Consider the following 14553-nt stretch of genomic DNA (forward strand, 5'->3'; position numbering starts at 1 on the left):
CGAAGCCCCGGGAGAAACTCATGAGAATCAGACCCCTCCTTGTCCTCATCGGCGCGTCCGCGGCGTTGAGCGCCTGCACCACGTCGTCGCCGCGCCCGGTACCGGTCGCTGCAACCCCGGCTCAGACAGGCGTTGAGGGTTCATGGTCGGATCCGAACGGCATCATCTCCACATTCCAGGCCGGAACCTTCACCACGCGCACGACCGACAGCAACCAGCTTCTCGCGTCGGGCACTTATGTGAACACCTCCCCGTCGCTGGTCGAGATCAACATGACCTCGCTGGTGCGCAAGACGCAATCCAAGGTCAACTGCGCGCTGGTGACCCAGAGCCAGCTCAATTGCACCTCCGACGCCGGTTCCCAATTCACGCTCACGCGCCGCATGTAGAGCTGTAAGGTTCGATTTGCGTTGGACTAAATGGTTCTGGTCTGCCAAAAGGCCCCGAGGACGCGACCGCCGTTATTTATAGAACGGGGTCGGGCGACCGATTGACGTCACGTTGCTGCCGCGAGATCACGCTGGCCGTCCTCAAATTCTCAACAAGCCGGTTTCAGAGGATGACTGCGTTCGCAGCCTGAGCGGATTTTCGTCGTTCGAAAAAAGAAAACAGCTCTAGGGTTTGTTGAAAAGCAGCCTCTCGCGAGGTTTTTCGTTTACCGCCCTTGGAATGCGCCGCTTCTGTCACAGCTTTTTCTCTTGCCGCCGCTAAATGCTTGGTGGAAACATTGATCACCTAGGGACGGCGGAGCGCAGGGGATATGGCTTCGCCGAAAAATCAGGAGAGCAGGATGACGAATTTTCAGTTCGGTCTGTTGACCGCGTCGATGCTGGCGCTGTCAAGCAGCGCCGCTTTTGCCGATTACGAACTCAATATCCTTCACATCAACGATTTCCATTCGCGCATCGAGTCGATCAACAAGTTCGATTCCACCTGCTCGGCCGAGGAAGAAGGCAAGAAGGAATGCTTCGGCGGCGCCGCCCGCCTGAAGACCGCGATCGACCAGCGTCGCGCCGCTCTGAACGGCAAGAACACGCTGCTGCTGAATGCCGGCGACAATTTCCAGGGATCGCTCTTCTACACGACCTACAAGGGCGCGGTCGAAGCCGAAATGCTGAATGACATGAAGTTCGACGTCATGACCGTCGGCAACCACGAGTTCGACGACAGCGAGGATGGCCTGGCGACCTTCCTCGACAAGGTGCAATTCCCAGTCATTTCGGCCAATGTCCTGGCCGGTGACGGCTCCAAGCTCGGCGATCGCATCAAGCCTTCGCTGGTGCTTGAGGTCGGCGGCCAGAAGATTGGCATCGTCGGCGCCGTGACCAACGATACCGAAGAACTGTCCTCGCCCGGCCCGAAGGTGATGATCGCCGACGACGTGCAGTCCATCACCGCGGCCGTCGAAGACTTGAAGAAGCAAGGCATCAACAAGATCATCGCGCTGACCCATGTCGGCTATCCGCGCGACCTCGCAGCCATCGCCAAGATCCCCGATGTCGACGTCGTCGTCGGCGGCCATTCGCACAGCCTGCTGTCCAACACCGACCCGAAGGCGGAAGGCCCCTACCCGACGATGGTCGACAATCCCGGCGGCTACAAGGTGCCGGTGGTTCAGGCGGCATCGTACAGCAAGTATCTCGGCGACCTCGTCGTCACCTTCGATGACAACGGCGTCGTCAAGGACGCCAAGGGCGACCCGATCCTGATCGATTTCTCCTTCACTCCGGATCCGAGCCTCACCGCGCGTATCGCCGAACTCGCCAAGCCGATCGAAGAACTGCGCAAGAAGGTCATCGGTTCCAGCGAAGCCCCGATCCAAGGCGACCGCACTGTCTGCCGCGTCGAGGAATGCTCAATGGGCAACCTCGTCGCCGACGCCATGCTCGACCGCGGCAAGAGCCAGGGCATGAGCGTCGCCATCCAGAATGGCGGCGGTCTCCGCGCCTCGATCGATGCCGGCGACGTCACTCAGGGCGAAGTCATCACCGTGCTGCCGTTCCAGAACACGCTGGCGACCTTCCAGCTGACGGGTGCCGATATCCGCAAGGCTCTCGAAAATGGCCTGAGCCAGATTGAACAGGGCGCCGGCCGTTTCCCTCAGGTATCGGGCTTGAAATACACCTTCGATAAGACCAAACCTGCCGGCAGCCGCCTCGTTTCCGTCGAAGCGAAGGAAGGCGACGCCTTCGTGGCGCTCGACGATGCTAAGACCTACGGCGTCGTCACCAACAACTTCATGCGTGCAGGTGGCGATGGCTACTCGATCTTCGAGACGGCGGGCAAGAATGCCTACGACTTCGGACCGGACCTCGCCGACGTGACTGCCGAATATCTTGCAGCGCACTCGCCCTACAAGCCTTATACGGACGGTCGCGTGACCGAAGTCGCAGCCTCCGGTACCCAGGCAGCTGCCACGACGGCACCCGCACAGGCCGCGCCCGCCTCCCCGGCAGCACCGGCAGCTTCTACGGCACCCACCGCGGCAGCTCCCGCAGCGCTCGCCCCGAATACGCCGACCAACCACGTCATCGCCGCCGGCGATACGCTTTGGGATCTCTCCAAGCAGTTCTATGGCGAGGGCGCGCTCTGGAAGAAGATTTCCGACGCCAACGGCACGCCGGAGCCACGCCACCTGACGATCGGTAAGGAACTGCAGATTCCGTCGAAGTAAGACGATTTGTCTCGATTCTGAAAGCCGGTCCGGGGTTCCGCGGACCGGCTTTTGTTTCTATAGGGTGAACCACCGAAGTCCGGCTGCGTGTGAGCCGGTCAGACAAGACACCAAGGGTTTAAATGACGACCATTGAAACTGCGCACCGCCCGGCGGACCACCCGCCCGTCAAATCAGGCAAGGTCGGCGTCCTGCTCGTTAATCTGGGCACGCCCGATGGCACCGATTACACGTCCATGCGCCGTTACCTGAAGGAATTCCTGACCGACAAGCGCGTCATCGAGTGGTCACCCTGGAAGTGGTACCCGATCCTCTTCGGCATCGTCCTCAACACGCGCCCGCAAAAGGTGGGCAAGGCCTATGAGACGATCTGGAACAAGGACAGGAACGAGAGCTACCTGCGCACCTACACGCGCAACCAGTCCGATCTCATGGCCGAACGCTTGAAGGACCTGCCAAACGTGAAGGTGGATTGGGCAATGCGCTATGGCACGCCCTCGATTCCATCGCGCATCGAGGCGCTGAAGGACGAGGGTTGCGATCGCATCGTTCTTTTCCCGCTTTATCCGCAATACGCCGCCGCAACGACGGCAACCGTCAACGACAAGGCCTTCCAGCAGCTACTCAAGATGCGCTGGCAGCCGGCGCTGCGGACCGTCCCTGACTATCACGACGACGAGACCTACATCGAAGCGCTTGCCAATTCGGTGAAGAACCATTTGGCGACGCTCGACTGGCAGCCGGACATGGTACTCGCCTCCTTCCACGGCATTCCTATGTCCTATTTCAAGCTTGGCGATCCCTATTATTGCCAGTGCCAGAAGACCGGCCGCCTGCTGCGCGAACGGCTGGGACTGCCGGAAGACAAGTTCATGGTGACCTTCCAATCCCGTTTCGGGCCGGAAGAGTGGCTGCAGCCCTATACCGACAAGACGGTGGAGAAGCTGGCCCAAGACGGCGTCAAGAAGATCGCCGTTCTGAACCCCGGTTTCGTGTCCGACTGTCTGGAGACACTGGAAGAAATCGCCGAGCAGGCCGCTCATTCCTTCCATGAGAATGGCGGCGAGAAGTTCGCTCACATCCCCTGCCTCAACGACAGCGAGGATGGCATGCGGGTGCTCGAAAAGGTCGTTCGCCGCGAACTGCTCGGCTGGGCCTGATCAGACGCCGCGCTTGTTGCCCCAGAGCAGAACATGCAACTGGGGCAGCACACGGGCCTCGAACCACCGGTCCTCGGTCACCTTGTCGACCAGCCACAGCATCCTGTCCATGATACCGTCGATATCGACGCGCGCATCGTCGTCGTCAGGCGGCGGAGGCGTGTGGTTCCCCGGCTGCAGATAGACTGGCAGATCTTGATAGCGCGCCGCCGCCTCGCGGGCATAGGCATAGTCGCGGTCGTCGAAGACGACGATCTTCAGCGCGATATCGGGCCCGCAGGCCGCCATCTTGAGACAGACCTCGAACGCATCCCAATCCGTCGCCATGCCGCTCGAGGGCGGCTTCGGGCTCAGCACCAGCACATCAAGATCGGCAAACCACTCCTTGGCGACGCTCCCCTGCGTTTCCAGCGCGAATCTGTAGCCTTGCTCATGCCCATGCGCGATCAGACCGCCAAGCGGCTGGATCGCCGGGTTGCCACCCGACAGCGAGACCATCAGAGGCTTGCCGCCGGAGAGCCGCGTCACCTCCGCCCATATGCCATCGACGGTCATCGGCAGCCATTGATCGCGATACTCGCTATCCACAGCATGCAGGCTGTCGCACCAAGAACAGCGATAATCGCAGCCGCCGGTGCGAACGAAGACGGTCGGCAGGCCGATCAGGACGCCTTCCCCCTGGATCGTCGGCCCGAAGATCTCGCTGACGCGGATCTGGGCCTCGCGAGCCCCGCTCATGGTCGGTATTCCGCCCAGGTCTTCGGTGTCTCGCTGACGCGCACGGCGGAAGTCTCCGGCAGTCGCTCCTTGCACCAGTCGTAGAAGTGCTTGGCGAGATATTCCGAGGTCACGCGATCATGGCCGAACACCTCATTCAGATGCCGATGGTCGAAGCGCTCGTCGATGTAGCACTTCAGCGGCGAAAGCTCTTGATAGTCTCGAACGAAGCCGTTCTCGTCGAGTTCGGCGGCGGCCAGTTCCACTACGACAATATAGTTGTGACCGTGCAGGCGAGCACACTGGTGGTCGGCGGGCAGATGCGTCAGCTGATGCGACGCGGAAAAGTGAAACTCCTTGGTGATGCGAAACATCACTTCACCTCCCTGGCCGAATAGCCTGCTGTGGCCGCCACCCAGAAATCCGGATCCTCGTATTCCGTGGGGTCGGCAACGCCGGCCAGATGAAAGGCCTCGCGCCGCTCGACGCAGGTGCCGCACCGTCCGCAATGGCGCGTACCGCCCTTGTAGCAGGACCATGTCTCGGCAAATGGCGTCCCGTATTTCGCACCATCGGTAACGATATCGGCTTTCGAGACGTTGACGTAGGGAGCCAGCAGCGAAACACTGGCATAGCCATCCAGCGCCTGGTTCTGCATCTCCTGGAAAGCATCGATGAAGCCCGGGCGGCAATCGGGATAGATGAAGTGGTCGCCGCCATGCACGGCAACGGCGACCGCGTCGGCTTTCTGGGCCGCTGCGAGACCGAACGCGATTGCAAGCATGATTGAGTTGCGGTTCGGCACCACGGTCGCCTTCATCGTCTCCTCGGCATAGTGGCCGTCGGGCACGTCGACATCGTCGGTCAAGGCCGAACCCGTCAGGTGCCGGCCGATGGTGCGGATGTCGATGATCTGGTGCGGTACGCCGAGCCGCTTGGCGCAGGCTGTGGCAAAGTCCAGTTCCTTGCGGTGGCGCTGTCCGTAATCGAAGGAAAGCAGGCTGATAAGCTGATGCTCCGCCGCCACGCGATGGGCGAGCGAAATGGAGTCCAATCCGCCGGAGCAGATGACGATCGTCTTCATGATGAGGATCCCTTGTTTTGACCGGGTGGGCTGCGACCGGTATTTCCTGCGCGCCTTCTAATGCAAAGCGCTCCCGTTGTGAATAGTCGACTGACATCCCATATCGAATCCATAAACCGGATAGCTCCGCCAGCCGAAGATGCTGGCGTTTCAGGCCGGCTCGTCTAAGGTTGCATCAGTCGATTCTATCGCGGGGGAGTTTCATGGTTCTGAGTGGCTTCGATATCGTCGTCATAGCACTGGTGATCTTCGTCATCCTCGTGCTGTTTGCAGGCATCAAGATCGTGCCGCAGGGCTACCGCTACACCCTCGAGCGTTTCGGCCGCTATACGCGCACGCTGGAGCCCGGCCTCAACCTCATCACCCCCTTCATCGAGCGTATCGGCGCCCGCATGAACGTCATGGAACAGGTCCTGAACGTGCCGACCCAGGAGGTTATCACCAAGGATAACGCCTCCATCTCGACCGACGCCGTCGCTTTCTACCAGGTCCTCAACGCCGCCGAGGCAGCCTATCAGGTCGCGAACCTCGAGAATGCCGTCTTGAACCTGACGATGACCAACATCCGTACCGTCATGGGGTCGATGGATCTCGACGAATTGCTCTCGAACCGTGATGCCATCAACGACCGGCTGCTGCACGTCGTCGACGATGCCGTCCGGCCTTGGGGCATCAAGGTGACGCGCATCGAGATCAAGGACATCCAGCCACCACGCGACCTGGTGGACGCCATGGCGCGGCAGATGAAGGCCGAACGCGAGAAGCGCGCGCAGGTGCTGGAGGCCGAAGGCTCCCGTAACGCTCAGATCCTGCGTGCCGAGGGCTCCAAGCAATCGGCAATCCTGCAGGCCGAGGGTCAGCGCGAAGCCGCCTTCCGCAACGCCGAGGCTCGAGAACGCCTCGCCGAAGCAGAAGCCAAGGCAACCAAGATGGTGTCCGAGGCGATTGCATCGGGCAACATTCAGGCCGTCAACTATTTCGTAGCCCAGAAATATACCGAAGCTCTCACCGCGATCGGTACCGCCGGTAGTTCGAAGGTCGTGCTGATGCCGGTCGAGGCATCGTCCATCATCGGCTCGCTTGGCGGCATTGGAGCGATCGCCAGGGAGGTCTTCGGCGACAACCCGACGCCGCCGCCACCACCACGCCAGCAGTCAACCCCGCGAACCACCCCGGCCGTCAACCCTTCAACCCGCCAACGGAGCGCTGAGCCATGATCGCCAGCCTTGTCGCGGAACTCGGACCATGGAGCTGGTGGATCGCCGGCTTGGTGCTGCTGGCCGCAGAATTGATCGCGCCGGGCGTCTTCCTTGTCTGGATCGGGCTTGCCGCCCTTATCGTCGGCATGCTGTCGCTACTGTTCTGGGACAGCAGCTTCTGGCTTTGGCAGGTTCAGGCCATCCTCTTTGCGCTTCTTGCAGTCGTGGCAACAGTGGTCGGCCGCAAGCTGACCCTGCAGCACGGTGAAACCGATCAGCCTTTCCTCAATCAGCGGGCCGAAAGCCTCATCGGGCGCACCGCGACGCTGGCGGAGCCCATCCGCGAAGGGCGCGGTCGTATTCGCCTCGACGATACGTTCTGGCTCGTAAACGGCCCGGACCTGCCTGTAGGCACCAAGGTAAAGGTGGTGGCGAGCAGCGGGCGCGATCTGACGGTAGAACCGGTCTGATCAGGCCACGCCGATCCGCAGCAGATCATGGAAGTGCACGAGCCCGATCGGGCGGTTGTCGTCGTCGACCACGATCAGTGCTCCGATGCTGTGCTGGTTGAGCATGGCAAGCGCGGCCGTTGCCAGCACTGTCGGCTTCACCGTCTTTGGTGTCCGCGTCATGATATCGTCGACAACGAGCTCGGAGAGGTTGCGCGTCAGGTTGCGTGCCAGGTCGCCTTCCGTGATGATGCCGCAGAGGCGCTCATCCTCGTCCAGAATACCGACGCAGCCGAAATGCTTCCGAGACAACGTTGAGATCGCCAGCGGCACCGGCGTTCCCTTGGCCACCAACGGGACGCGATCGCCCGTATGCATGAAATCGGCGACATGGCTGAGACTCGCCCCGAGTTTGCCGCCCGGATGGAACACGTGAAAGTCGCGCGCCGTAAAGCCTCGTGCCTCAAGCAGCGCGATGGCAAGCGCATCGCCCATGGCGAGCTGCATCAGCGTCGAGGTGGTCGGAGCCAGCCCATGCGGACAGGCCTCTTCCTCGTTCGGCATCAACAGGACAATGTCGGATGCCGTGGCGAGCGACGATCTTTCGGAAGATGTGACGGCAATCAGCGGAATCGAGAACCGGCGCGTATAGCCGATGATGCTGCGAAGCTCGGCACTTTCGCCGCCCTTGGAAAGGGCAAGGACGATATCCGTCGCGCCGATCATCCCGAGATCGCCATGGTTTGCCTCGGCCGCATGGACAAAGAAGGCCGGCGTTCCTGTCGACGCCAGCGTCGCCGCGATCTTCACACCGATGTGGCCGCTCTTGCCGACGCCTGTAACGATGACGCGACCGGTGACGCCGTTGATCGTCTCGACGGCCCGCATGAAAGGCCCGGCCAAGCCGTCGTCAAAAGCTCGCTCCAGGGCCTCAAGCGCCCGCCTCTCGGTGCCGATCGTCCGTTTCGCAGACTCCAGGACACCGTTTTCGATGACATTTACCGCTCTCTTGATCATGGCACTGCGTTAGCGGTTTTCATCCGCCGAGTCCATCGGCTGCCCTCACGGGCATCGCAGCGCAACGAATGGTTAACCACAAGCCTTTAGTCCAGTGTGGTTTTACATACACAAGCGGAGTGCACCCTTTTTTAAGCGGTCAAATGGTGGAATTGCGCTGAGGTGAGAAATGCAAGAAATTACAGTGAGACCAAAGGCTTACTCTTACATTCGTATGAGTACGGAGCGGCAGCTATCCGGCGACAGTTTGCGTCGTCAGTTGCAGGACACTCGCAATTATGCGGCCGAAAACAACCTCGATCTGGACGAAAGCCTACGAGATATTGGCGTTTCCGCGTACACAGGCGAGAACGTCCAGAGCGGCGCTCTTGGCAAATTCTTGCAGCTGGTCAAGACAAACCAGATCGCACAAGGCAGCTACCTCATCATTGAAAGCCTTGACCGTCTCTCGCGCAAGAATGTGCTGGAGGCTCTGCCTCCGTTTCTAGCGATCCTCAAAGCAGGCATCATTATTGTGACGCTTGCTGACAGGCAGGTCTATTCGGCGCAATCGATCGGTGACAATCCCTATCAGCTGATGGGCAGTCTCGTTGTCATGATCCGCGCAAACGAGGAAAGCGCAACGAAGAGCAAGCGTATCAAGGAAGCAATGACGAAGATGCGGGAAGCCGCGCTTCGTGGCGAAGGCCGTTATAACATCAACTTGCCCACATGGATCGACGTCACCAAAGGACCAGGTAGCACGGTCACATACAGCCTGAACGAACATGCGGAGACGGTCCGGCTGATCTACGAGTTGGCAGCTGAAGGTGTTGGGCAAATGGAAATCTGCCGAATACTGCACAAGCGGGAAATCCCAACGTTTTCGAAGAAGGCGAAGGGCTGGCATCAATCCGCTGTGAGCCACATTTTGAGCTACCCCGCAGTCATCGGAACCTATGCGAAGAAAGATAACCTACGCGGGCGATACATTGTCGTGGGACCGGAGCAGCGAGGCTTTTTCCCGGCTGCGGTCGAGGAAGATCTGTATCTGCGTGCGCAGAAGGCAAAACGCGCACCGGCCCACAAAGGGCGCAAAGGTAACGACTTCTCCAACCTGTTTGTGGGCATGATCACATGCAGGACATGCGGCGGTCCCATGAGCCTCTATTATGGCCGAACCCACGATTACAAATATCTGCGCTGCTATAACCGGATGCGGACATTCAAGCGATACGGCGAGGAGAAGAAGCAGTTCCAATGCACGAATGGCGTCGGCATTTCCTACCCTGCTTTGGAAAATGCGATCCTAGACCACGTTCCCGAGTTCAAACTACATGAGATTTTCAGGGCGCAGAATGGATCGGTGGATCTAAACGCAATCGCCAAGAACCTCATTGAGATCGAAACCGACTTAGAGAGCCTCGAAGCGAAGAATTCATCGTTGATCGAGGAACTGTCGGCGACACCGAAGAACCTCAGACACCTCGTTCACCAGCAACTGCAACGCAACTCGGAACGCCAAGAGGAGTTGGAGAAGCAAAAGGATGCCTACGAGGCACAACGGATCAACGCCTTGGCTGCGGATGAAGCAAGCAATGATGTGGAGCGACAGGTACGCGAGGAGCGCAATAGCTGGCCGACATTGAGCGGCGAGGAACTTTATAGGTCTCGGTCTCGTATCCACACGGCTCTCAAACGCTTTGTCGATGGCATGTCGTTCGATCCCGACACCAAGGAATTGCTCGTTTATATCGCCAACGGCTTCAGGGCCTATAAATTCAAAGAAGGCAAACTCGTTGCGACATTCGATGCTGTAACTATGGGCCATGCCAGCGACAAGCCGGGAGCGATGAAGTCGGACCATTTTGTAACCGACATTCGCCTGCAACGCGATGACGAGAAGAACCTACTCCCTGAGAGCGCGAGTAATCTTGCGGAGAAGTTGGAAGTAGTAACCTCGCTGTTCGATGCGAAGGCAAATCGGGCCATCCCAAACCCTGTCAATCCTCGCTTGAACGACCCCGATGTGATCGCAATCAAGGCAATGCGCCAAGCAGCCAAAGAGGCCGCTCAGCGCAAAAAGCAGCACGATTAATGCTGCTTAGGTCTTGATGCAGGCGAGCAACGCAACGTTGCGCGGACGTGCTTCCGTGCCGCCGTTGGATTGAATCGAAATGCCTGTAGCTGCCGCATAAATGCCGATACCCGTACCGGATACGCCAGTCAGCGCGCCGTTGTTGTTGGATGCGTTGACGTAACCGCCATTCGATCCGACACCGGAACCGATGTAGCTGGCACCAAAGTAGTGTTGGTGGCCTGGATCATAGACGCCGTGGGCGTGGCCCGGATCAGACACACCGTGGGCGTGAGCCAAGTTTTGCGAACCCTGCACGGAACCTAGTGCACGACCGGCATCAATATTTCGTCCGCTATCGAGGCCACGAATGAACTCACCACGCAGATCGGGCAGGTTGAACGTCGTCGAGCCGTCACCGGCACCGAATGTCGTACCGATTGTCGTAAACAGACGAGCGTATGTGGTACGCGACACAGCCGTACCATTTGCAGCTAGATAGCCTGTTGGAGCGGCAGCAGACGCAACGTAAATGACACTAGCAGTGGGTACGATTGCATCGAGAACCGCTTGCAAGCCGGTAATCGTTGCAACGTCCTGTGTACCAGTGTGGTTCGCACGAGACTGATACCAAACGCCCTCCTGACCATCCAACTTGTCGGAGTCCAAGCCAGAGCCAGTGCCATCATTGGCTGTCGTGAAGACCGGCAGGCTGTTGACGGTCATTCCGGTTGTAGCTGCGACGGTGGTAGCAGAAATCGCTCCGAACGATGGGTTAGCAGAAGCCGTCACCATTCGGAACTTGCTGCCGTTGTAAGTGACCATCACCGGCAGTTCAGCAACGAGATCGCCCGCCTTCAAGGCAGTACCATCACCCTGCACGAGGTCTTCAGCAGGCATCCCGTTGATGCTGAGGGTCACTGGACCCGTGTTTGTCGCGTTGACGAAGAACGAGAAAGGCTCGCCTCTAAAATAGTCGACGGGTGGAACATCGTAAGTCAGCGTGTAGGCGTTCGTATTGTTCGTCAGCAGGCCGAAAAAGCCTGTGCGATCGGCTTTGCGCTTTGCGGCACCCATTCCGGCGCGAATAACAGCGGGAACCGCACTCGGCGCGGAAGTCGTTGCAATCCCGTTTGGAGATGGGGAAGTGTTTTGAGAATCGCTCTCGTTCCACCGAGGGTCTGTATAATCTACCATTTTTCACCACTTTATTATTTTTGTTGTTGGGTGCTTCCCGGTCTTATGACCGGGGCATTTCGGTTTATTCGGAGTAGCCAATCTCCCGGAAATAGTCGTTGATCGCGACGGCCAATGCGTTGTCAGAAGTGCTCGCTGCGACCTTGCCAAGTTGCTTCAAGTGTCCCTTTAGGCCACCACGAGACATTTCCTCACGAGGAATCTGCGACAGCCAACGCACAGTCTCAGGACTGGTCAGCATTTTCGCCTGCCAACGCTTGTAGCTGTAGTTTGCGCCCTTACCGGCTGCCGAAATCGCGAATGCCTTTGGGCCGACAAACAGCGAGCCAATGAGCGTAGTCTTGTCGAAGGGATTCATCGCGGAGAGCGCGTTCGCCGCCTTGGTCGTGTTGGAGTGATTGTCCATCCGACGATAGCTCTTCATATTGTCGGCAACGCGAGCAAGACGGTCCAAGTCCTGACGATACGGAGAGCGAGCAGTGCCGTGGAACATTGCGTCCTTCGCCTCGTCTGACATCTTCGCCCAACCCTGGAGCATTCGCGTTGGATTGAAATTGCCGGAGGCGTCAACTCCCATGCGCTCGACGGTCGAGCCGGTCAGCGTGTTCCACAAGTCGGAACCGCCTTCGGTGCGCTCAATTTGACGGCGAACCGAATTGATGCGGGTGCCACCCTTGTTGACCTGACCGAGAACCCAATCCGCGGCCTGTTCCGGTGTCTGTGCCTTTAAGATCGGATCAAGCGAATTCTTCGTAGAATAGATGCTTGTCGGATCACTTGTGCGACGGAAACGATTATTGGCCTTCTTCCAAGCCTGAAACGCATCACCTCCAACGGACTGCGCTGTCTCGCCCATGTCCTTAGCCAGAGCTGTATAGAGGCCCTGTGCACGATCACGCAGAACTTGATCCACACCGGGATCGTTTGCGATTGCACCGATGTTCGTGCGGGCCTGCTTCAGCGTGTTGAAATTGATGCCAGAACCAATGTCATCGACAATGGCCTGCGTCTGCTCGATCACGGAATCCAGTGATTTCCCGTTGTTGAGAACCGCTGATTTGCCCATTGTCTTACGCTCGGCCTGCAATTCATCCAGAAACTGACGCGTGTTCGTGCCGCTAGCTGGGGCATCACCGGTCAACTTACCGACCTGATCATACAGATAGTCGTTACGTGCCTTGGATGCGGATTTGTAGGCCGCCGATTGGTCTTTCAGGGCTTGCCCCAGTTCCTGACGAGTAAGCGTCTGTGGGTTAATATCACCAACAATGCGGCCAGCCTCGTTGTCCATCGCGCCGAATGCTTGGCCGATACGGTCCTGAATCTGCTGACCTGCACGAGTCGCAGCTAGTGCCTGTTCCTTCAATGCCGTGTTCGGTGCCCCGCTGACCATACCTGCTGTGGGCTCGACACCAACGCCACGGAAGTCCGCAGCACGTTGAGCTGCCAAAGCCGGATCGTCTGCTTGACCAGCTACAAATCTACGAGGACCGTCCTTCACGGAGTTTGAAACACCACGAGCCGCTTTGCTGACAAGGGGCGCGGCGATCAAACCAAGACCTTCGCCACCTGCATTGAGGCCGAACGTCTTTGCGGCATCCCAAGCCTGTTCGCCGCCCGTACGAGTGTCCTCGTTACCGAAAAGGTAGTTCGCAGAACGTTGTGCGGCCTCGCGACCGATTGTGGCACCTGTACCGGCACCACCAATTGCGCCTGCGGTTGTACCCACGACTGGTGCAGCTGATCCACCAATAGCGCCGAGCACGGCACCACCTACAGCGCCAGCAGCCTCGCCCGCTTCTGGAATAAGACTCGCAAAGTCACCCATGCTCGGAATCCAACCCGGCTTATTATAGATTATCGTCTTGCCGGTCGCCGGATCGGTCATAATGAAGTTATCGCCGCTATAGGGCTGAGCATCGGGATAGGACTTACGGAGTGCGGTAAGGCGATCTTCCGGTTTGTCGAGAGCGCCAACCCTTGCGCGCACACCAGCCGGGGCCTCTAGATTGGGATCGATGTCAGCGGACGAGAGCGCCTTCGGTGCCTCATCGACAATCGGATCGCTTTCCCATGGAGCCGCTTGCGAGGTCTCCTGTACGATCGGATCGTTTTCCCACGGCATAGCTGTGCGATTGCTTTTTGTGTCTGCCATTATGCGAGTCTCCCGCCGAGAAGACCCAGATATTGCTCCCACGGCTTGTATGTTTTTGCTTGTCCCATACTTAGCTGCTGGACTTGGACCGGCTGGGATTGGAGCAAACCGCCACGAGGAGTGTCGTCCTGTGGCTGTTGCTGATTCATAGCGAGCGCAGAGAATTGCAGCATCGCCGGCAATCCCTTCGGAATTTCAATGCCCAGCAAGCCCTTAGAGGCGTCGGCAGTTGCAGGAGGCGTTGCTGGTACGTCGGATGCAGCTACCGTAGCGGACGGCGTTCCTGAGGACCCTGCGACTGCTTGGGGCGCAGTGTTACCCGCAGCTGCTACTACCTCTGCGATAGGGTCGATCTGCTTCGACTGCACCTGCGCCATCATCGAGGACGGAGCGCCACCATACGCCTTGGAAAGCCACTCAGGCGCGTTCGCGCTTTTTCCGTCAGCACCCCAAACACCCGGCGTGCCACCCCCAATGTGCATTGACCCCGGCTGCATATAGCCGGGACCAGCACCGAAACCGGTAATGCCGTTGGCTTTGCCCTGACTTACGATCTGTTCGAAGATTGGACGGTCAGATTGATTGGCCCAATCCAACTTTCGACCGTCTTTGTAGAAGAAGGCATCAGCTGCGCCGCCGTGATCGTGGCGAACACTACCCGTTCTAGGACCGCCCTCTTCCTTTGTGGGCTGACCACCGGAAAAGACTTCCATGGTGACGCCCATCTTCTGCAAGTATGCGAGGCGCTTGGCTAGGTCGTCGTCGAGCGGTTGATTGCGGGTGGCTCCCTGATTTCGATAGGTTATGTAATCGGCCATTATCACCTCGTCCCCTTTTCGGGGCTT

The 14553-nt window shown here is 58.8% G+C and carries 14 protein-coding genes; 6 read left to right on the plus strand and 8 right to left on the minus strand.

Translation table 11 applies throughout. The annotated features are described in order from the left end of the window. Nucleotides 1-20 precede the first annotated feature (20 nt). Nucleotides 21-389: an outer membrane lipoprotein Omp10 gene (gene omp10 / locus AS026_RS26905; protein WP_018859923.1), complete on the plus strand. Its 369-nt coding sequence runs from the start codon at nt 21-23 to the stop codon at nt 387-389. A 163-nt stretch (nt 390-552) separates the two neighbouring features. Here the strand turns inward: omp10 and AS026_RS41770 are convergent, their stop codons facing one another. Further along, on the minus strand, nt 553-735 hold the full coding sequence (locus AS026_RS41770) for a hypothetical protein (protein ID WP_131815347.1): 183 nt from the start codon (nt 733-735) through the stop codon (nt 553-555). A 55-nt stretch (nt 736-790) separates the two neighbouring features. Here AS026_RS41770 and AS026_RS26910 point away from each other — a divergent pair, with 55 nt between their 5' ends. Both AS026_RS26910 and hemH read left to right on the plus strand, forming a co-directional pair. Continuing rightward, complete coding sequence (locus AS026_RS26910) at nt 791-2674, plus strand: bifunctional metallophosphatase/5'-nucleotidase (protein ID WP_062373042.1); 1884 nt, start codon at nt 791-793, stop codon at nt 2672-2674. 122 nt (nt 2675-2796) lie between these two features. Next, the gene (gene hemH / locus AS026_RS26915) at nt 2797-3834 is read left to right on the plus strand and encodes a ferrochelatase (protein ID WP_018859921.1); all 1038 of its coding nucleotides are present in this window, start codon (nt 2797-2799) and stop codon (nt 3832-3834) included. Here the strand turns inward: hemH and queE are convergent, their stop codons facing one another. Genes queE through queC form a run of 3 tightly spaced genes read right to left on the minus strand, consistent with a single transcriptional unit; the run spans nt 3835 to nt 5635 of the window. Then, on the minus strand, nt 3835-4572 hold the full coding sequence (gene queE, locus AS026_RS26920; protein WP_025658027.1) for a 7-carboxy-7-deazaguanine synthase QueE: 738 nt from the start codon (nt 4570-4572) through the stop codon (nt 3835-3837). It lies immediately after the preceding gene. Then, nucleotides 4569-4925: a 6-carboxytetrahydropterin synthase QueD gene (gene queD / locus AS026_RS26925; protein WP_025658026.1), complete on the minus strand. Its 357-nt coding sequence runs from the start codon at nt 4923-4925 to the stop codon at nt 4569-4571. Before queD ends, queE begins: the two co-directional genes overlap by 4 nt. Next, a complete protein-coding gene (gene queC / locus AS026_RS26930; protein ID WP_062373045.1) occupies nt 4925-5635 on the minus strand; it encodes a 7-cyano-7-deazaguanine synthase QueC in 711 nt (236 codons plus the stop codon). Before queC ends, queD begins: the two co-directional genes overlap by 1 nt. Nucleotides 5636-5838: 203 nt before the next feature. Here queC and AS026_RS26935 point away from each other — a divergent pair, with 203 nt between their 5' ends. Further along, nucleotides 5839-6852: an SPFH domain-containing protein gene (locus tag AS026_RS26935; RefSeq protein ID WP_100248204.1), complete on the plus strand. Its 1014-nt coding sequence runs from the start codon at nt 5839-5841 to the stop codon at nt 6850-6852. Further along, a complete protein-coding gene (locus AS026_RS26940) occupies nt 6849-7304 on the plus strand; it encodes an NfeD family protein (RefSeq protein ID WP_062373048.1) in 456 nt (151 codons plus the stop codon). The genes AS026_RS26935 and AS026_RS26940 overlap by 4 nt, the downstream gene beginning before the upstream one ends. On the opposite strand, the gene AS026_RS26945 is transcribed toward AS026_RS26940, so the two are convergent. After that, nucleotides 7305-8300 carry a KpsF/GutQ family sugar-phosphate isomerase gene (locus AS026_RS26945; protein ID WP_062373049.1) on the minus strand — a complete coding sequence of 332 codons (996 nt, stop codon included), beginning with the start codon at nt 8298-8300 and terminating at the stop codon, nt 7305-7307. It lies immediately after the preceding gene. A gap of 169 nt (nt 8301-8469) precedes the next feature. Here AS026_RS26945 and AS026_RS26950 point away from each other — a divergent pair, with 169 nt between their 5' ends. Further along, nucleotides 8470-10377, plus strand: a complete 1908-nt coding sequence (locus AS026_RS26950; RefSeq protein ID WP_082728611.1) for a recombinase family protein — start codon at nt 8470-8472, stop codon at nt 10375-10377. A 6-nt stretch (nt 10378-10383) separates the two neighbouring features. On the opposite strand, the gene AS026_RS26955 is transcribed toward AS026_RS26950, so the two are convergent. From AS026_RS26955 to AS026_RS26965, 3 genes are all read right to left on the minus strand, one after another. After that, nucleotides 10384-11433 carry a tail fiber protein gene (locus tag AS026_RS26955; RefSeq protein ID WP_062373055.1) on the minus strand — a complete coding sequence of 350 codons (1050 nt, stop codon included), beginning with the start codon at nt 11431-11433 and terminating at the stop codon, nt 10384-10386. Between the two features lie 184 nt (nt 11434-11617). Then, entirely contained in the window at nt 11618-13678 is a 2061-nt protein-coding gene (locus tag AS026_RS26960) for a hypothetical protein (protein WP_245307641.1), read from the minus strand. A 29-nt stretch (nt 13679-13707) separates the two neighbouring features. Further along, entirely contained in the window at nt 13708-14526 is an 819-nt protein-coding gene (locus tag AS026_RS26965; RefSeq protein ID WP_062373062.1) for a hypothetical protein, read from the minus strand. Nucleotides 14527-14553: the final 27 nt, after the last annotated feature.

Source organism: Rhizobium altiplani (assembly GCF_001542405.1).
Lineage (GTDB): Bacteria > Pseudomonadota > Alphaproteobacteria > Rhizobiales > Rhizobiaceae > Rhizobium > Rhizobium altiplani.